General features: G+C 71.6%; 18 protein-coding genes. 5 read left to right on the top strand and 13 right to left on the bottom strand.

Going from position 1 to position 17,866, the window contains the following annotated elements; translation table 11 throughout:
• Positions 1 to 13: 13 nt before the first annotated feature.
• The 11 genes from BM237_RS05210 to BM237_RS05260 all read right to left on the bottom strand — a co-directional run bounded on the left by BM237_RS05210 (position 14) and on the right by BM237_RS05260 (position 9,377).
• Entirely contained in the window at positions 14 to 862 is an 849-nt protein-coding gene (locus BM237_RS05210) for an EI24 domain-containing protein (RefSeq protein WP_093848322.1), read from the bottom strand.
• A gap of 85 nt (positions 863 to 947) precedes the next feature.
• Entirely contained in the window at positions 948 to 1,946 is a 999-nt protein-coding gene (dapD, locus tag BM237_RS05215) for a 2,3,4,5-tetrahydropyridine-2,6-dicarboxylate N-succinyltransferase (protein ID WP_093848323.1), read from the bottom strand.
• A 91-nt stretch (positions 1,947 to 2,037) separates the two neighbouring features.
• The gene (locus BM237_RS05220) at positions 2,038 to 2,361 is read right to left on the bottom strand and encodes a DMT family transporter (RefSeq protein WP_093848324.1); all 324 of its coding nucleotides are present in this window, start codon (positions 2,359 to 2,361) and stop codon (positions 2,038 to 2,040) included.
• A gap of 127 nt (positions 2,362 to 2,488) precedes the next feature.
• Positions 2,489 to 2,824, bottom strand: coding sequence for a metal-sulfur cluster assembly factor (locus BM237_RS05225; protein WP_093848325.1), 336 nt, complete (start codon positions 2,822 to 2,824; stop codon positions 2,489 to 2,491).
• The gene (gene sufU, locus BM237_RS05230) at positions 2,821 to 3,321 is read right to left on the bottom strand and encodes a Fe-S cluster assembly sulfur transfer protein SufU (RefSeq protein ID WP_093848326.1); all 501 of its coding nucleotides are present in this window, start codon (positions 3,319 to 3,321) and stop codon (positions 2,821 to 2,823) included. The genes BM237_RS05225 and sufU overlap by 4 nt, the downstream gene beginning before the upstream one ends.
• 46 nt (positions 3,322 to 3,367) lie before the next feature.
• Complete coding sequence (locus BM237_RS05235) at positions 3,368 to 4,624, bottom strand: cysteine desulfurase (RefSeq protein WP_093848327.1); 1,257 nt, start codon at positions 4,622 to 4,624, stop codon at positions 3,368 to 3,370.
• Positions 4,625 to 4,748: 124 nt separating this feature from the next.
• Positions 4,749 to 5,513 carry a Fe-S cluster assembly ATPase SufC gene (gene sufC / locus BM237_RS05240; protein WP_093848328.1) on the bottom strand — a complete coding sequence of 255 codons (765 nt, stop codon included), beginning with the start codon at positions 5,511 to 5,513 and terminating at the stop codon, positions 4,749 to 4,751.
• A 6-nt stretch (positions 5,514 to 5,519) separates the two neighbouring features.
• Positions 5,520 to 5,879, bottom strand: coding sequence for a non-heme iron oxygenase ferredoxin subunit (locus BM237_RS05245; protein ID WP_093848329.1), 360 nt, complete (start codon positions 5,877 to 5,879; stop codon positions 5,520 to 5,522).
• Entirely contained in the window at positions 5,876 to 7,057 is a 1,182-nt protein-coding gene (gene sufD, locus BM237_RS05250; protein ID WP_093848330.1) for a Fe-S cluster assembly protein SufD, read from the bottom strand. Before sufD ends, BM237_RS05245 begins: the two co-directional genes overlap by 4 nt.
• Positions 7,058 to 7,167: 110 nt before the next feature.
• Positions 7,168 to 8,589 carry a Fe-S cluster assembly protein SufB gene (sufB, locus tag BM237_RS05255; protein WP_093848331.1) on the bottom strand — a complete coding sequence of 474 codons (1,422 nt, stop codon included), beginning with the start codon at positions 8,587 to 8,589 and terminating at the stop codon, positions 7,168 to 7,170.
• Positions 8,586 to 9,377, bottom strand: coding sequence for a helix-turn-helix transcriptional regulator (locus BM237_RS05260; RefSeq protein ID WP_093848332.1), 792 nt, complete (start codon positions 9,375 to 9,377; stop codon positions 8,586 to 8,588). The genes sufB and BM237_RS05260 overlap by 4 nt, the downstream gene beginning before the upstream one ends.
• 269 nt (positions 9,378 to 9,646) lie before the next feature.
• Here BM237_RS05260 and BM237_RS05265 point away from each other — a divergent pair, with 269 nt between their 5' ends.
• From BM237_RS05265 to BM237_RS05275, 3 genes are all read left to right on the top strand, one after another.
• Positions 9,647 to 10,573, top strand: coding sequence for an ABC transporter ATP-binding protein (locus BM237_RS05265; RefSeq protein ID WP_093848333.1), 927 nt, complete (start codon positions 9,647 to 9,649; stop codon positions 10,571 to 10,573).
• A 62-nt stretch (positions 10,574 to 10,635) separates the two neighbouring features.
• Entirely contained in the window at positions 10,636 to 11,367 is a 732-nt protein-coding gene (locus tag BM237_RS05270) for an ABC transporter permease (RefSeq protein WP_093848542.1), read from the top strand.
• A gap of 46 nt (positions 11,368 to 11,413) precedes the next feature.
• Entirely contained in the window at positions 11,414 to 12,433 is a 1,020-nt protein-coding gene (locus tag BM237_RS05275) for a COX15/CtaA family protein (protein WP_093848334.1), read from the top strand.
• Between the two features lie 318 nt (positions 12,434 to 12,751).
• Here BM237_RS05275 and BM237_RS05280 read toward each other — a convergent pair whose 3' ends face one another.
• Positions 12,752 to 13,102: a hypothetical protein gene (locus BM237_RS05280; protein ID WP_093848335.1), complete on the bottom strand. Its 351-nt coding sequence runs from the start codon at positions 13,100 to 13,102 to the stop codon at positions 12,752 to 12,754.
• A gap of 115 nt (positions 13,103 to 13,217) precedes the next feature.
• Positions 13,218 to 14,192 (bottom strand): heme o synthase, encoded by a 975-nt coding sequence (locus BM237_RS05285; RefSeq protein ID WP_093848543.1) that lies wholly within the window; start codon positions 14,190 to 14,192, stop codon positions 13,218 to 13,220.
• 424 nt (positions 14,193 to 14,616) lie between these two features.
• On the opposite strand from BM237_RS05285, the gene tkt reads away from it, so the two are divergent.
• On the top strand, positions 14,617 to 16,710 hold the full coding sequence (gene tkt / locus BM237_RS05290) for a transketolase (protein ID WP_093848336.1): 2,094 nt from the start codon (positions 14,617 to 14,619) through the stop codon (positions 16,708 to 16,710).
• 36 nt (positions 16,711 to 16,746) lie between these two features.
• Positions 16,747 to 17,865: a transaldolase gene (tal, locus tag BM237_RS05295; protein WP_093848337.1), complete on the top strand. Its 1,119-nt coding sequence runs from the start codon at positions 16,747 to 16,749 to the stop codon at positions 17,863 to 17,865.
• Position 17,866 lies beyond the last annotated feature (1 nt).

Raw genomic sequence — 17,866 nt, forward strand, 5'->3', positions numbered from 1 at the left:
GCCCCGGGCGTGATCAGGCCGGTCCGGTCGGTCCGGTCGGTCCGCTCCGGTGGTCCGGCTTGGCCCACATCCCCTGCGACCCGTGAGGCCCCCGCGGCTCCCCCGCGGCCGGCTGTCCGTCCGCGGGCGCGTCCGTCAGGTCACGCACCAGGAGGGCGGCGCCCGCGACCGCGCCCGGCATCAGGAGGACCGCGGCCAGCGGCACCAGGAAGCACAGTGCCAGCGGCGCCCCGAAGCCGACCGCGAGCGCCTTGCGCCCGCGCAGCATCCGCAGCCGCTCGCGGACGGGGATGTCACGGCGCTGCATGGCGACCGAGGCGAGTTCCAGCGTCAGGAAGAACCCCGCGACGAGCAGACCGGTGACGGGGACGACGGTCTGGCCGACGACGGGCACGAAGCCGAGCAGGAACAGCACCACGCCGAAGGGCAGGGCCCACGCCAGAACGTAGAGGCTGTCGCACAGGGAGATCCACAGTCCGCGCAGCAGCGAGACCTCCGGACCCTCGGGGCAGCCGCCCTCTGCCTCCTCGACCTTCTCCGACAGGGACTCGTAGAAGGGGTCGCCGACCAGCAGGGTGACGGCGGTGAAGGTGAGCACCGTCATCAGCAGGCCGCCGGCGAACAGCAGCACGGTGAAGGTGCCGCGCAGCAGGCCGGCCCAGGGCGAGGACCAGTCGTCGGCGAACGGCGTGGCCCAGGCGGCCAGGTCGTCGGCCCAGAAGCCGAGGGCGACCAGGGCCGCCGTGTAGAGCACCAGGGTGATGAGCGCGGGCAGCAGCCCGAAGCCGAACCACCGTCCGTTGCGCAGGATCCACTTCTGGCCCCGCCCCAGGTATCGCGCTCCGGTCATGAGATCGCCCATGACCGCACAGCGTAACGGGCCCGCCGCCCGGTGGGAGCGGCGGGCCCGGCCGGCTGTCCGGCGCCGGGGTGTGCCCGGTACGGCGTCAGTTGTGGCTGTGCAGGGCCTCGTTCAGACCGCCCCAGGAGCCGGAGCGCTGGAGGGCCTCGACGGCTCCGGTGGTGGAGTTGCGGCGGAACAGGAGGTTGCTCGCGCCGGACATCTCCAGCGCCTTGACGACCTTGCCGTCGGGCAGGGCGACGCGGGTGCCGGCCGTCAGGTAGAGACCCGCCTCCACGATGCAGTCGTCGCCCAGCGAGATGCCGATGCCGGCCTCGGCGCCCAGCAGGCAGCGCCTGCCGATGGAGATGGTCTGCTTGCCACCGCCGGAGAGGGTGCCCATGATCGAGGAGCCGCCACCGATGTCGGAGCCGTCGTCGACGACCACGCCCGCGCTGATACGGCCCTCGACCATGGAGGTGCCCAGTGTCCCGGCGTTGAAGTTGACGAAGCCCTCGTGCATCACGGTGGTGCCGGAGGCGAGGTGGGCGCCCAGGCGCACCCGGTCGGCGTCGCCGATGCGCACGCCCTTGGGGATGACGTAGTCGGTCATCCGGGGGAACTTGTCGACGCTGGTGACCGTGAGCTGCCTGCCCTCGGCGCGGGCGGCGAGGCGGACCTGCTCGACCCTCTCGACGGGGACGGGGCCGAGGCTGGTCCAGGCCACGTTGGCGAGCAGGCCGAAGATCCCGTCCAGGTTCTGGCCGTGCGGCCTCACCAGGCGGTGGCTGAGCAGGTGCAGCCGCAGGTAGGCGTCGTGCGCGTCCAGGGGCTTGTCGTCCAGCGAGGCGATGACGGTGCGGACGGCGATGACCTCGACACCGCGGACCCGGTCCGGGCCCAGGGCCTGCGGCGCGGCGTCGCCCAGCAGCTCGGCGGCACGCTCGGCGCTCAGCCGCTCGGTGCCGGCGGGCCCGGGTGCGTCGGTCAGCTCGGGCGCGGGGAACCAGGTGTCGAGGACGGCGCCCCCCTCCAGCGCGACGGTGGCCAGTCCGGCGGCGACTGCGCCGGTCGTACGGGGTGCGGATGCGGGTGCTTCGGTCATGGCCAAACGCTAACCGGACACCTTCCGCGAGCGCGAACCGGTCCCACCGGCCGGACGGGCCGGTGGGACCGGTTCGCGTGAGCAGGTCCGCTCAGTGACCGCCGCCGCCGAGGTTGAGGACCACCACTCCGGCGATGACCAGGAGGATTCCGGTGATCCTGACGGCGTTGACCGCCTCACCGATGAAGACCATGCCGATCACGGCGATGGCGGCGGTGCCGACGCCCGACCAGATCGCGTACGCGGTGCCCACCGACATGGTCCTGAGCGTCTGCGCGAGCAGGACGAACGCGACGAGGTACCCGGCGGCGGTGCCCAGGGTGGGCCACAGCCGGGTGAAGCCGTCGCTGTACTTCATCGAGGTGGTCGCCAGCACCTCGGCCAGGATCGCGCAGGCCAGCATCAGATACGCCATGCGCCGAGGCTACGCAGCGGTGCGGCGGAGCCGTCGGCCGCCCCGTCCCCGCGCACGCCGCCCCCGCCCGGCCGGCGGGGAAGGCGCTGGGCGCCGGGCGGGGCCCACAGGGGTCCCGCCCGGCGCCTCAGACGTTGAAGCCGAGTGCGCGCAGCTGCTCGCGGCCCTCGTCGGTGATCTTGTCCGGGCCCCACGGCGGCATCCAGACCCAATTGATGCGCAGTTCGTTGACGATGCCGTCGGTCGCCGACTTCGCCTGGTCCTCGATCACGTCGGTCAGCGGGCAGGCCGCGGACGTCAGCGTCATGTCCAGCGTGGCGGTGTTGTCGTCGTCGACGTGGATGCCGTAGATCAGGCCCAGGTTGACGACGTCGATGCCCAGCTCGGGGTCCACCACGTCGTACAGCGCCTCGCGGACCTCGTCCTCGCTCGCGGGCTTCGTCGTGGTCGGCGTCTCGCTCATGCGGTCCTCTCCTCGGCCTTGCGCCCGGCCTTGTCTTCGACGTGCTCAGCGGAGCCGTCGCCCAGGGCCTGGGCGGTGGCGTCCTTCCATGCCATCCAGCTCAGCAGGGCACACTTCACGCGTGCCGGGTACTTGGAGACCCCGGCGAACGCGACCGCGTCCTCCAGGACCTCCTCCATCGCGTCGTCCGGCTCGATCCGGCCCTTGGACTGCATCAGCTCCAGGAAGGTCTCCTGGACCCGGCGCGCCTCGGCCAGTTCCTTGCCGACCAGCAGGTCGTTCAGCACCGAGGCGCTGGCCTGGCTGATGGAGCAGCCCTGCCCCTCGTAGCTGACGTCCGCGACGGTGGAGCCGTCCATCCTCACCCGCAGGGTGATCTCGTCGCCGCACGTCGGGTTGACGTGGTGCACCTCGGCGTCGCCGTCGCGCAGCCCCCGTCCGTGCGGGTGCTTGTAGTGGTCCAGGATCACGTCCTGGTACATGGAGTCAAGCTTCACGAGTCACCTTCAGCCGCTGCGGTCGTCCGTCGTCGGTCACGGAACATCAACCGAAGAAGTTCCGTACGTGTTCCAGTCCCTCCACCAGGGCGTCGACTTCCGCCGGAGTGGAGTACAGATAGAACGACGCCCGGGTGGTCGCGGGAATTCCGTACCTGAGGCAGACGGGCCGGGCGCAGTGGTGGCCGACCCGGACGGCGATGCCCTGCTCGTCGAGCACCTGGCCCACGTCGTGGGGGTGGATGTCGCCGAGCGCGAAGGAGATCGCGGCGCCCCGGTCCTCGGCCGTGTCCGGGCCGATGATCCTCAGGGAGGGGACTTCCTGGAGCCTGCGCACCGCGTACTCGGTGATCGCGTGCTCGTGGGCCGCGATGCGGTCCATGCCGATCGCGGTCAGGTAGTCCACGGCGGCGCCCAGCCCGACGGCCTGCGCGATCGGCGGGGTGCCCGCCTCGAACTTGTGGGGTGCGGGGGCGTAGGTGGAGGAGTGCATCGAGACGGTCTCGATCATCTCGCCGCCGCCGAGGAACGGCGGCAGGTCCTCCAGCAGCTCCTGGCGGCCCCACAGCACGCCGATGCCGGTCGGCCCGCACATCTTGTGGCCGGTGAAGGCCACGAAGTCGGCCTGGAGCGCCTGGACGTCCACCGTCATGTGCGGGGCGGCCTGGGAGGCGTCGACCACCACCAGCGCGCCGACCTCCTGGGCGCGGCGGACGATCGTCTCGACCGGGTTGACCGTGCCCAGGATGTTGGAGACCAGCACGAAGGAGACGACCTTGGTCCGCTCGGTGATGATCTCGTCGATGTTCGACAGGTCCAGGCGGCCGTCGTCGGTGAGGCCGAACCACTTCAGCTTCGCGCCCGTGCGCTGCGCCAGCAGCTGCCAGGGCACGATGTTGGAGTGGTGCTCCATCTCCGTGATGACGATCTCGGTCCGGTCGTCGACGCGGTAGGGCTCGTCGGCCCAGCCGAGCATGTTCGCCACGAGGTTGAGCGACTCCGAGGCGTTCTTGGTGAAGATCACCTCGTCGCGGCTCGGGGCGTTGACGAAGGCGGCGACCTTGTCGCGCGCGCCCTCGTACAGCGCCGTGGCCTCCTCGGCGAGCACGTGGACGCCGCGGTGGACGTTGGCGTTGTGCCGCACGTAGTAGTCGTTCAGCGCGTCGAGCACCTGGTTCGGCTTCTGGGAGGTCGCCGCGTTGTCCAGGTACACGACCTTCTTCCCGTCGTGGACCGTGCGGTCCAGCAGCGGGAAGTCCTTGCGGATCGCGTCCGTGTCGAGAAGGCCCGGCAGCTGTGTCACGCTCGTGTTTCTCCGTTCTCCCCCGGGGCCCCACGCCCCGGCGGTACCCCATTGCGCGCCCGTCCGGCCGGGCCGGGGGCGCAGTCGGTGCGCGGGGCCGCCGGGGCGGCCCCGCGGATAGGGCTCACGCCGCCCGGTCGCCCTTGACGTAGGCCTCGTAGCCCTCTTCCTCCAGCTTGTCCGCCAGCTCCGGGCCACCGGACTCGGCGATCCGGCCGGCCGCGAAGACGTGGACGTGGTCGGGCTTGATGTAGCGCAGGATACGCGTGTAGTGGGTGATCAGCAGGGTGCCGACCTCACCGCTCTCACGGACGCGGTTGACGCCCTCGGAGACGATGCGCAGCGCGTCGACGTCCAGGCCCGAGTCGGTCTCGTCGAGGATCGCGATCCTCGGCCGGAGCAGCTCCAGCTGGAGGATCTCGTGGCGCTTCTTCTCACCGCCGGAGAAGCCCTCGTTGACGTTGCGCTCGGCGAAGGCGGGGTCGATGTTGAGGCGCTCCATGGCCTCCTTGACCTCCTTCACCCAGGTGCGCAGCTTGGGGGCCTCGCCGCGGATGGCGGTGGCGGCGGTGCGCAGGAAGTTGGAGACGGACACGCCGGGAACCTCGACCGGGTACTGCATGGCGAGGAAGACGCCGGCGCGGGCGCGCTCGTCGACGCTCATCTCCAGGACGTCCTCGCCGTCCAGGGTGACGGTGCCGCCGGTGATCGTGTACTTCGGGTGGCCCGCCAGCGAGTAGGCGAGGGTGGACTTGCCGGAGCCGTTCGGGCCCATGATGGCGTGTGTCTCGCCCTGCTTCACGGTCAGGTCGACGCCGCGCAGGATCTCAGTGGGGCCGTTCTCTGCTTCGACGGAGACGTGCAGGTCGTGGATCTCAAGCGTTGCCATGGGGCTTCAGGACTCCTGGGTGGTGGAGACGAGCACGGCCGCGTCGGGGCCGTCTCCTTCGATCTTGACGGGGTATACGGGGACGGGGCGCGTGGCGGGCGGTCCGTCGGGCTTGCCGGTGCGCAGGTCGAAGCTGGACCCGTGCAGCCAGCACTCGATGTGGCAGTCCTCCACCTCGCCCTCGGAGAGCGAGACGTTCGCGTGCGAGCAGATGTCGTTGATCGCGAAGACCTCTCCCTGCGTGCGGACGAGCGAGACCGGAACACCGCCGATCTCCACCCGCCTGGGGGTGTCCTCCTCCAGCTCGCCGAGCGAGGCGACGCGGACGAAGCCCGCGCTGCCCACCGTGCTTTCGCCGGTGCTCATACGACCGACTCCTCCAGTTCCTCATCGATCCTGGCGATGAGGCGTTCCTGCAGGTCGGGCAGGCCGATCTGCTGGACCAGCTCGGCGAAGAAGCCGCGCACCACCAGGCGGCGGGCGTCCTGCTCCGGGATGCCGCGCGCCATCAGGTAGAACAGCTGCTCGTCCTCGAAGCGGCCGGTGGCCGAGGCGTGGCCGGCTCCGACGATCTCGCCGGTCTCGATCTCCAGGTTGGGCACCGAGTCCACCCGCGCGCCGTCGGTGAGGACGAGGTTGCGGTTGAGCTCGTAGGTGTCGGTGCCGGTGGCCGAGGCGCGGATCAGTACGTCGCCGATCCACACCGCGTGCGCGTCCTGGCCCTGGAGGGCGCCCTTGTAGACCACGTTGCTGCGGCAGTTCGACGCCTCGTGGTCGACGAAGAGGCGGTGCTCCTGGTGCTGGCCGTCGTCGGTGAAGTACAGGCCGTACAGCTCGGCCTCGCCGCCGGGGCCGGCGTAGTTGACGCGCGGGTGGAGGCGCACCACGTCGCCGCCGAAGGTGACGACCACGGACTTGAAGGTGGCGTCCCGGCCGACCAGCGCGTTGTGCTGGGAGCAGTGCACGGCCGTGTCGTCCCAGTCCTGCACGGAGACGACCGTCAGCTTCGCGCCGTCGCCCAGCACGTACTCGACATTGGCGGCACGCACGCCGTCGCCGGTGTGGTCGATGACGACGACGGCCTCGGCGAAGGCGCCCAGCTCGAAGACGGTGTGCCCGAAGGAGACCCCGCCCTGGCCCTGGATGCTCACCCGGATCGGCTCGGTGAGCACGGTCTCCTTGGGCACGGTGACGACGGCGGCCTTCTCGAAGGCGCTGTAGGCCTGGGCGGCGACCCGGTCGACGGGCTTGCCGGCCCGGCCCAGCCGGGCGTCGTCGCGGCCGACGGTCTCCACCGTCACGCCGTCGGGCGCCGAGACGTCGACCTTCACGCCGCCGCCCGCCTCGGCGGTGCCGTCGTGCAGGCCCCGCAGCCGCTCCAGCGGGGTGAAGCGCCACTCCTCCTCGCGGCCGTGCGGCACCGGGAAGTCCCCCACGTCGAAGGACGGCGGGGCACTCATCCGGGTGGCGACGGTGGACTCGGCCGCCACCGCGATCGATCCGGCGGTCGTGGACCCGGCCGGGATGTTCTGAGCCTCAGCCATGGCTGTCGTGTTGCTCACTCTCTGTCTTCTGTGTTCGCCGGTTCCCGGGCTTCTGGGAGCCCGGGAACCGGCTCACGGTCACGGAGGGGGGAGGACGGGCGGCCGGGCGGTCAGCCGACCGCGCCCTCCATCTGCAGCTCGATCAGCCGGTTGAGCTCCAGGGCGTACTCCATGGGCAGCTCCTTGGCGATCGGCTCGACGAAGCCGCGCACGATCATCGCCATCGCCTCGTCCTCGGACAGACCGCGCTGCATCAGGTAGAACAGCTGGTCGTCGCTGACCTTGGAGACCGTCGCCTCGTGTCCCATCGTCACGTCGTCCTCGCGGACGTCGACGTAGGGGTAGGTGTCCGAGCGCGAGATGGTGTCCACCAGCAGCGCGTCGCACAGCACGTTGGACTTGGAGTTCTCGGCGCCCTCGCCGATCTCGATCAGACCGCGGTAGGAGGTGCGGCCGCCGCCCCGCGCCACCGACTTGGAGACGATGTTGGAGGAGGTGTTGGGCGCCATGTGCACCATCTTGGCGCCGGCGTCCTGGTGCTGGCCCTCGCCCGCGAAGGCGATCGAGAGGGTCTCGCCCTTGGCGTGCTCGCCCATCAGGTAGACGGCCGGGTACTTCATGGTCACCTTGGAGCCGATGTTGCCGTCGACCCACTCCATCGTCGCGCCCTCGTAGGCCACGGCGCGCTTGGTGACCAGGTTGTACACGTTGTTCGACCAGTTCTGGATGGTCGTGTAGCGGCAGCGGGCGCCCTTCTTGACGATGATCTCCACGACCGCCGAGTGCAGCGAGTCGGACTGGTAGATCGGCGCCGTGCAGCCCTCGACGTAGTGGACGTAGGCGTCCTCGTCGACGATGATCAGCGTCCGCTCGAACTGGCCCATGTTCTCGGTGTTGATCCGGAAGTAGGCCTGGAGCGGGATGTCCACGTGGACGCCCTTGGGCACGTAGATGAACGAACCGCCGGACCACACCGCGGTGTTCAGCGCGGCGAACTTGTTGTCGCCGGCCGGGATGACGGTGCCGAAGTACTCCTGGAACAGCTCCGGGTGCTCCTTGAGCGCGGTGTCGGTGTCCAGGAAGAGGACGCCCTGCTTCTCCAGGTCCTCGCGGATCTGGTGGTAGACCACCTCGGACTCGTACTGGGCGGCGACGCCGGCGACCAGGCGCTGCTTCTCGGCCTCGGGAATGCCCAGCTTGTCGTAGGTGTTCTTGATGTCCTCCGGCAGGTCCTCCCAGCTCTGGGCCTGCTTCTCGGTGGACCGCACGAAGTACTTGATGTTGTCGAAGTCGATGCCGCTCAGGTCCGAGCCCCAGTTCGGCATGGGCTTCTTCTCGAAGAGCTTCAGGCCCTTCATGCGGAGCTTCAGCATCCACTCCGGCTCGGACTTCTTGTCCGAGATGTCGCGGACGACCGCCTCGGAGAGGCCGCGCTTGGCCGAGGCGCCGGCGGCGTCCGAGTCGGCCCAGCCGTACTCGTACTTGCCCAGGCCCTCCAGCTCAGGGTGGGCAGTCTCCGTGGGGAGAGTCATGCGGGGTTCCTCCCGGCTGTGCTTGCAGATGCTGTCGCTGCGGTGGTCTTGGATGTCTTGGGTGTCCCGGATACCGGCCCGGAAGCCGCTTTGGGGATGAACGTCGTGCACACCCCGTCGCCGTGGGCGATGGTGGCCAGACGCTGCACATGGGTGCCGAGCAGGCGGGAGAAGACCTCCGTCTCCGCCTCGCACAGCTGCGGGAACCGCTCGGCGGCATGCGCCACCGGGCAGTGGTGCTGGCAGAGCTGCTCTCCGCCGGAGGCGGGCGCGCCGCGCGCGGTGGCAGCGTACCCGTCCCTGGACAGGGCCTCGGCCAAGGCCCTGGCCCTCTCCCCGGGCGCGGCCCTCTCCAGCTCGGCGCGGTACCGCTCGGCCTGGGCGGCGACCCGGGCGCGGGCGAAGTCCGCGACCGCGGCCCGCCCCTTCTCCCCGCCGCCGGCGGCCTGGGCTATCCAGTTCATGGCGTCGACGGCGAGCTGGTCGTAGGCCTGGTCGAAGGCGGTGCGCCCGTAGTCGGTGAGCGCGAAGGCCCTGGCGGGGCGACCCCTGCCGCGTGAGCCGTAGACCCGCTTCTCGCGGGGCTCGACCACGCCTTCGGAGACGAGGGCGTCCAGATGGCGCCGTACCGCCGCCTGGGTGAGCTCCAGTCGCTGGGCCAGTTCGGCCGCGGTGGACGGGCCGTGGTCGAGGATGGAGCGCGCGACCTTGTTGCGGGTGCCGTGGTGCTCGTCCGGGGCCGGATGGCCGGGGGTGCGGGTGTCACCGCCGCCGTGGTGGGCCGCCATGTGCTCTCGCGCCTCCTCGCTCCGTCCGGGTTCCGCGGCGCTCCCGCCCGCCGCGGCCGGGCCGCGGGCTCGGCGGGTGCGCTTTTTCACAACGCCATTGTTGCGTAATTCCGGGGAGGCGGGCAAGCCACACCCTGACCGGCCCGGATGGGGTGCGTCACGTAAGGCGTGCCTTACCCGGAACGCCGTCGGTACGGCCCGGCGGCACGGTCCGGCGACGGTGCGGCCCGGCGGGGGCGGCGCGCCCGCGGGCTCCTAGACTCGCCCGTATGCGAGACACGGCGGCCGTCGAGGTCGCGGGACTGGTGAAGCGGTACGGGAGCAAAACGGCGGTGGACGGGCTGGACCTCACCGTCGGACGCGGCACCGTCACCGCCGTCCTCGGCCCCAACGGGGCCGGCAAGACCACCACCATCGAGACCTGTGAAGGCTACCGCCGCGCGGACGCCGGCACCGTCCGCGTCCTGGGTCTGGACCCGGTCGCCGACGCCGCCGCGCTGCGGCCCCGGATCGGGGTGATGCTCCAGAGCGGCGGGATCTACCCCACCGTCCGCGCCGCGGAGATGCTGCGCCACACGGCCGCGCTGCACGCCCACCCGCTGGACACCGGCGCGCTGATCGAACGGCTGGGGCTGGCCGGCTGCGGCCGCACCCCCTACCGGCGGCTGTCCGGCGGCCAGCAGCAGCGCCTGGCGCTGGCCATGGCCGTCGTCGGGCGGCCCGAGCTGGTCTTCCTGGACGAGCCGACCGCGGGCCTGGACCCGCAGGCCCGCCGCTCCGCCTGGGACCTGGTGCGGGAGCTGCGCGCGGACGGTGTGACGGTGGTGCTGAGCACCCACTTCATGGACGAGGCCGAGACCCTGGCCGACGACGTCGCGATCATCGACGAGGGCCGGGTGATCGCACGGGGCAGCCCCGAGGAGCTGTGCCGCGGCGGCGCCGAGAACACCCTGAGCTTCACCGGGCGCCCCGGCCTCGACCTGGCCTCCCTGCTCAAGGCGCTGCCGCCGGACACCGCCGCCGCCGAGACGGCCCCGGGCTCGTACCGCCTGACCGGTACGGTCGATCCCCAGCTCCTGGCCACGGTGACGTCCTGGTGCGCGCAGAACGGGGTGATGCCGGACGGCATCGCGGTGGAGCGGCACACGCTGGAGGACGTCTTCCTGGAGTTGACGGGCAGGGAGCTGCGGTCGTGAGTACGGAGAACACCGGGCCGGGCACCTACGCCCCCGCCCCCGGCGCGGCCCCGCTGCCGCGGATGATCGCCGCGCAGGCCGCGCTGGAGACGCGGCTGCTGCTGCGGCACGGCGAGCAGCTGCTGCTGACGATCGTCATCCCCACCCTGCTGCTGGTGCTGTTCAGCGCGGTGGACATCGTGGACCTGGCCGGGGAGGAGGGCGGCGGAGGCGGGCGCGTGGACTTCCTGGCTCCGGGCGTGCTGGCGCTGGCCGTGCTCTCGACCGCCTTCACCGGCCAGGCGATCTCCACCGGCTTCGAGCGGCGCTACGGCGTCCTCAAGCGGCTGGCCGCCTCCCCGCTGCCCCGCTGGGCTCTGATGGCCGCCAAGACATGCGCGGTGCTGGTCACCGAGGTGCTGCAGGTGGTGCTGCTGACGTCGGTGGCCCTGGCGCTGGGGTGGTCGCCGCACGGCAGCCCGCTCGCCGTGGCGCTGCTGCTGGTCGCCGGGACGGCGGCGTTCTCCGGTCTCGGACTGCTGATGGCCGGGACGCTGCGGGCCGAGGCGACGCTGGCGGCCGCCAACCTCGTCTTCGTCCTGCTGCTGGTCGGCGGCGGGGTGGTGGTGCCGCTGGAGAAGTTCCCCGAGCCGGTGCGCGCGGTGCTGGAGCTGCTGCCGATCTCCGCGCTCTCCGAGGGGCTGCGCGAGGTGCTGCGGGACGGGGCCGGGATGCCCTGGGCGAACCTGGCGGTCCTGGGCGTGTGGGCGGTGGCGGGCCTGGCCGCCGCGGCCCGCTTCTTCCGGTGGGAATGACCGCTTCCGCGCCCCTCGTGAAAGCTTGCACAAGCGCCCGCCTACCATGGTGCCCGTGCCCAATCTGCTCGAATTCGCGCGAAACCCCGTCGCGTACGTCGCCAGGCGCTGGACCCCCGCCCAGCGCACCGTGGAGCGCGCCACCCTGACCGCGCTCGTCCTGAGCGTGCTCATCGTGGTCACCGGCGGGGTGGTGCGGCTGACCGGTTCGGGACTGGGGTGCGACACCTGGCCCAAGTGCAGCGGGGACAGCCTGGTCGCCACACCCGAGATGGGGCTGCACGGCGCCATCGAGTTCGGCAACCGCCTGCTGACGTACGTGCTGTGCGCCGCCGTCGGCTGGGCGATCGTCGCGGTCCGCTCGGCGAAGCCGCGCCGCCGGGGCCTGTCGCGGCTGGCCTGGTCGCAGTTCTGGCTGGTCGTCGCCAACGGCCTGCTGGGCGGCGTGACGGTGCTGCTGCGGCTGAACCCGTACACCGTCGCCGCGCACTTCCTGCTCGCCAGTGTGCTCATCACGGTCACCACCGTCACCTGGCTGCGCGCCCGCGAGGGCGACGACGTGCCGCGCCCGCTGGCCGGAGCGCGGATCCGGCAGCTCGCGGCGGCGCTGACCGCCGTGTCCGTGGTGCTGATCGTCGTCGGCACCATGGTGACGGGCGCGGGCCCTCACGCGGGCGACAGCAGCGATGTGCCGCGGATGGGCGTGGACTGGGAGACGACCGCCAGGGTGCACGCCCTGCTGGCCTGGGCCGTGGTGGCCCTGACCGTGCTGCTGTGGCTGGCGCTGCGGGCCGTGGACGCGCCCCGGCGCCCTCTCGTCCGCACCCGGGACCTCTTCCTGGTCCTGCTGGCGCAGGGCGTCATCGGCTACGTCCAGTACTTCACCGAACTGCCGGAGGTGCTGGTCGCGGCGCACCTGCTGGGCTCCTGCCTGGTGTGGGTCGCCACCCTGCGGGTGCTGCTGTCGCTGCGCGAGCGCGGTCTGCCGCCGGTGGCGGGCACCGGCGCCGCGGCGGCCGCGCCCGCCGACCGGCCGGCTCCGGCTCCGGCCGTGTCCGGCCCGTAGGACCTCGACGGTGGGGGCCGGGCGGGGAGTCCCCGCCCGGCCCCCACAGCGTTCCTCCCGCCCGGCCCCCACAGCGTTTCCCCCGCTCTGCAGGACGCGCGGGCCGCGGCCTCCCGGGGACCGCGGCCGGACGCGGCGAGGCCCCGGTGCGGCTTGGGCCGCACCGGGGCCTCGCGCGCCTGTGCCGGGCGGCGGACGAGCACGGGAGGCGGCGGCGGAACACGGTGGCCGAAGGGCGCCCGGCACAGGCCCTCGCGGCCGTCCCGCAGCGGCTCCCGCGTCAGCGGCTCTCGGGCGCGTCAGTGGCTCTCGGGCGCGTCAGCGGTCCTTGGGTCCTCCGACCTGGATGCCCGCCATCCGCTCCCACTCGTAGGGGCCGGTGCGGATCCGGGCGGCGAGGTCCCCGTCGAGGGTCTCGTGGACGGTGACCCCCGCCTTCTGCGCGGCCTCCTGCGCGACCTCGCGGGAGGGGGCCACCAGATCGCCCCAGCCGCCGTCCTCGCCGACGAGGACGATGCGCACGCCGCGCTCGCCGATGTAGGAGATCTGGGCGTCGGCGCTGCCGCCGCGCTCCTTGACGAACGCGGTGATCTCCTTGGCGAGCTTGGTCACCCAGCGCTGGGCCTTGGCGTCGGGCCCGGTCTCTTCCGCCTGCTGTGTGCTGTCCATGAACAGGATGCTACCGATGGGTAGATCGCCTGGCGACCGCGGCTCCGGGTGGCCTGCGCCACGCCCGGCGCCGACCCCGCGCCCGGCCCAGGAGCGGTACGGAGCCGGTGCGGGATCAGCGCAGGAAGGGGTCCACCGCCACCGCCACGAACAGCAGCGACACATAGGTGATGGACCAGTGGAACAGCCGCATCTCCTTGAGCTTGGCGCCCGTGACCCCGGCCTTGGCCCTGGACTGGAGGGCGTGCGCCTCCCACAGCCACCAGCCGCCCGCGGCGAGCGCGACCAGCGGGTAGAACCAGCCGACGTAGCCCAGCGGCCACAGGGCCAGCGAGACGGCCACCATGATCCAGCTGTAGACCACGATCTGCCGGGCCACCGCGCGGTTGCCCGCGACGACCGGGAGCATCGGCACCCCGACACGGGCGTAGTCGTCCTTGACCTTCATCGACAGCGGCCAGTAGTGCGGCGGCGTCCAGAAGAAGATGACCAGGAAGAGGACGACGGCGGCCCAGCTCACCTCGTTCTTCACCGACGACCAGCCGATGAGCACGGGCATGCAGCCGGCGATGCCGCCCCAGACGATGTTCTGGGCGGTGCGCCGCTTGAGGATCATCGTGTAGACGACGACGTAGAACAGCAGTGCGCCCAGGGACAGCGCCGCCGAGAGCCGGTTGACCGTCCAGCCGAACCACAGCGTGGAGACCACGGCCAGCGTGATACCGAAGACCAGGGCCTCGCGCGGGGTCAGCACACCGGTGACCAGGGGGCGCTGCTCGGTGCGGTGCATCAGCGCGTCGATGTCCCGGTCGATGTACATGTTCAGCGCGTTGGCGCCGCCCGCCGACAGATAGCCGCCCAGACAGGTGGCCAGGACCAGCCACAGGTCGGGGACGCCCTGTTCGGCGAGGAACATCACCGGAATGGTGGTGATCAGCAGCAGCTCGATGATCCGCGGCTTGGTCAGCGCCACATAGCCCTTGATACGGGCCCCGAGCGGCCGGTGTGCTGGGCTCTGATCGAGCTCCCCCACGACCCCTCGGGTGTGGGCGGTATCCCCACCCGCGGGACGGGATTCGACGGCCGTCACGGACACCCCTGATCACGATGCGACATGCGCGGCTCGCGCCGCGTGGGAACAAGCGAGTCCGGACCTTCGAAAGGTCCCCTCACGACTCGCACGTACCACGCCACTGTAGACGCTGGCCATACGCCGCTCGCCCCGGGGGTCGCCCGTGTCGGTGCACCCCGCCGGGGGGTGCTCCGGCGGGGTGCGGGCAGGGGATGCACAGGGCCTAACGGGGCGCCGGAAGGCCGCGCTCATGTGCGCCGGGTGTTCCACAGATGCCCAGGTGAGACCCATCGAGCGCCCGGCTCGACCCGGTTTGCTCCACCGGCTTCCCAAAGGGTGAGCGGACCGAAAGGGGGAACCCTGGCGGGGGTACGCTCGACACCGCCCGGTGTGACCTGACAGACACCGGCCTTCGACATGTGGAGAGGAGCCCTGACGCAGGGTGAGCACCAAGCCGACCACCACAGATCTCGAGTGGACCGAACTGGATCAGCGGGCTGTCGACACCGTACGGGTCCTGGCGATGGACGCCGTGCAGAAAGTCGGTAACGGACACCCCGGTACCGCCATGAGCCTCGCTCCGGCGGCGTACCTGCTCTTCCAGAAGCTGATGCGGCACGACCCGTCCGACGCGCGGTGGACGGGCCGGGACCGGTTCGTCCTCTCCCCCGGCCACACCAGCCTGACGCTGTACATCCAGCTGTACCTGTCCGGCTACGGGCTGGAGCTGGAGGACCTGAAGGCCTTCCGCACCTGGGACAGCAGGACCCCGGGCCACCCGGAGCACGGCCACACGGTCGGGGTCGAGACCACCACCGGCCCGCTGGGCCAGGGCATCGCCAACGCCGTGGGCATGGCGATGGCCGCCCGCTACGAGCGCGGCCTGTTCGACCCGGACGCCGCCCCGGGCACCTCCCCCTTCGACCACACCGTCTGGACGATCGTCTCCGACGGCGACCTGGAGGAGGGGGTCTCGGCCGAGGCCTCCTCGCTGGCCGGCCACCAGAAGCTGGGCAACATCGTCGCCCTGTACGACGACAACCACATCTCCATCGAGGGCGACACCGCGACCGCGCTGTCCGAGGACGTCCTGAAGCGCTACGAGGCCTACGGCTGGCACGTCCAGCGCATCGAGCAGGCGCCCAGCGGCGACTTCGACGTCCAGGCGCTGTACGCGGCGCTGAAGGCGGCGCGGGAGGAGACCGGGCGGCCCTCCCTGATCGCCGCCCGCACGATCATCGCCTGGCCCGCGCCGAACGCCCAGAACACCGAGGCCTCGCACGGCTCCGCGCTGGGCGAGGAGGAGGTCGCGGCCACCAAGCGGGTGCTGGGCTTCGACCCGGAGAAGGACTTCGAGGTGGCCGACGAGGTCCTTCGGCACGCCCGCAAGGTCGTGGACCGGGGCCGTGAGGCACGCCGGGCCTGGGAGGACGGGCTCACCAAGTGGCGCGGGGCCAACCCCGGCCGCGCCGCCGATTTCGACCGGATCAGCGCCGGGAAGCTGCCCGAGGGCTGGGAGAAGGCGCTGCCCTCCTTCCCCGCCGGCAAGGACATGGCCACCCGCAAGGCGTCCGGCGCGGTGCTCAAGGAGCTGGGCGGTGTGATCCCCGAGCTGTGGGGCGGCTCCGCCGACCTCGCGGGCTCCAACAACACCACCATCGACGCCTCCTCGTCCTTCCTCCCGGCGGACAACCCGCTGCCGGAGGCGGACCCGTACGGCCGCACGGTGCACTTCGGCATCCGCGAGCACGCCATGGGCTCGACCATGAACGGCATCGCGCTGCACGGCAACACCCGGATCTACGGCGGCACCTTCCTGGTGTTCTCCGACTACATGCGCCCGGCGGTGCGGCTGGCGGCCCTGATGAGGCTGCCGGTCACCTACGTGTGGACGCACGACTCCATCGGCCTGGGCGAGGACGGTCCGACCCACCAGCCGGTCGAGCACCTGGCGGCGCTGCGCGCCATCCCGGGCCTGAACATGGTGCGCCCCGCCGACGCCAACGAGACCGCGATCGCCTGGCGCGAGATCATGCGCCGCCACGGCGACCGCCCGGCTCCGCACGGCATCGCGCTGACCCGCCAGAACGTGCCGACCTACGAGCCCAACGAGGACGCCGCCCGCGGCGGATACGTGATGTTCGAGGCCGCGGACTCCCAGGGGCGCGAGTGCGAGCCGCAGGTCGTCCTCATCGCCACCGGCTCGGAGGTGCAGCTCGCCGTCGCCGCGCGCGAGTCGCTCCAGGCCGAGGGCGTGCCCGCCCGGGTGGTGTCGATGCCGTGCCTGGAGTGGTTCGAGGAGCAGGACCTCACCTGGCGCGAGCGCGTGCTGCCGCCGTCGGTCCGGGCGCGCGTGGCCGTCGAGGCCGGTGTCGGCCTGACCTGGCACCGCTACGTCGGCGACGCCGGCCGGATCGTCTCCCTGGAGCACTTCGGCGCCTCGGCCGACTACAAGGTGCTCTACCGCGAGTTCGGCCTGACCGGCGAGGCGGTCGCGGCCGCCGCCCGGGAATCCATCGCGGCCGCCGCACGCTGACGCCCACAGGCAACGAGATCAGGAGATGCATCCCTCATGACAGACGCACTCAAGCGCCTGAGTGACGAAGGCGTGGCGATCTGGCTGGACGACCTGTCCCGCCGGCGCATCACGTCCGGCAACCTCGCCGAGCTGCTGAACGAGCAGCACGTCGTGGGTGTCACCACCAACCCGTCGATCTTCCAGAAGGCGATCTCCGAGGGGCACGGCTACGACCGGCAGCTCACCGACCTCGCCTCCCGCGGTGTGACGGTGGAGGAGGCGATCCGGATGATCACCACCGCCGACGTCCGCGACGCCGCCGACATCCTGCGCCCGGTCTTCGAGGCCACGAACGGGCAGGACGGCCGGGTCTCCATCGAGGTGGACCCGCGGCTGGCCCACGCCACACGGCCCACGGTCGCCGAGGCCAAGCAGCTCGCCTGGCTGGTGGACCGCCCCAACACCCTGATCAAGATCCCCGCCACCACCCCCGGGCTCCCGGCGATCACGGAGACCATCGCCGCGGGCATCAGCGTCAACGTCACGCTGATCTTCTCGCTGGAGCGCTACCGGATGGTGATGGACGCCTACATGGAGGGTCTGGAGCAGGCGAAGGCCAAGGGGCTGGACCTGTCGGAGATCCACTCCGTGGCGTCGTTCTTCGTCTCCCGGGTGGACACCGAGATCGACAAGCGACTGACGGCCCTGGGCACCGACGAGGCGCTGGCGCTGCGCGGCAAGGCGGCGCTGGCCAACGCCCGGCTGGCCTACCAGGCGTACGAGGAGGTCGTCGCCTCCGACCGCTGGGCGGCCCTGGAGTCCGCCGGCGCCAACCGGCAGCGCCCGCTGTGGGCCTCCACCGGCGTGAAGGACCCCAGCTACCCCGACACCCTCTACGTCACCGGGCTGGTCGCCCCGAACACGGTGAACACCATGCCGGAGGCCACTTTGGAGGCCTTCGGCGACCACGGCGAGATCACCGGCGACACCGTGCGCGGCACCTATGAGCAGGCCCGCGCCGACCTCGACGCGATCGCGAAGCTCGGCATCGGCTACGACGAGGTCGTCGAGCAGCTCGAGGTCGAGGGCGTGGAGAAGTTCGAGCAGGCCTGGACCGGCCTGCTGGCCTCCACCGAGGCCGAGCTGAAGCGCCTCGCGCCGAAGGAGGCATAGA

The organism is Streptomyces mangrovi (genome assembly GCF_900114215.1).
In the GTDB taxonomy this organism is placed as follows: Bacteria; Actinomycetota; Actinomycetes; order Streptomycetales; family Streptomycetaceae; genus Streptomyces; species Streptomyces barkulensis.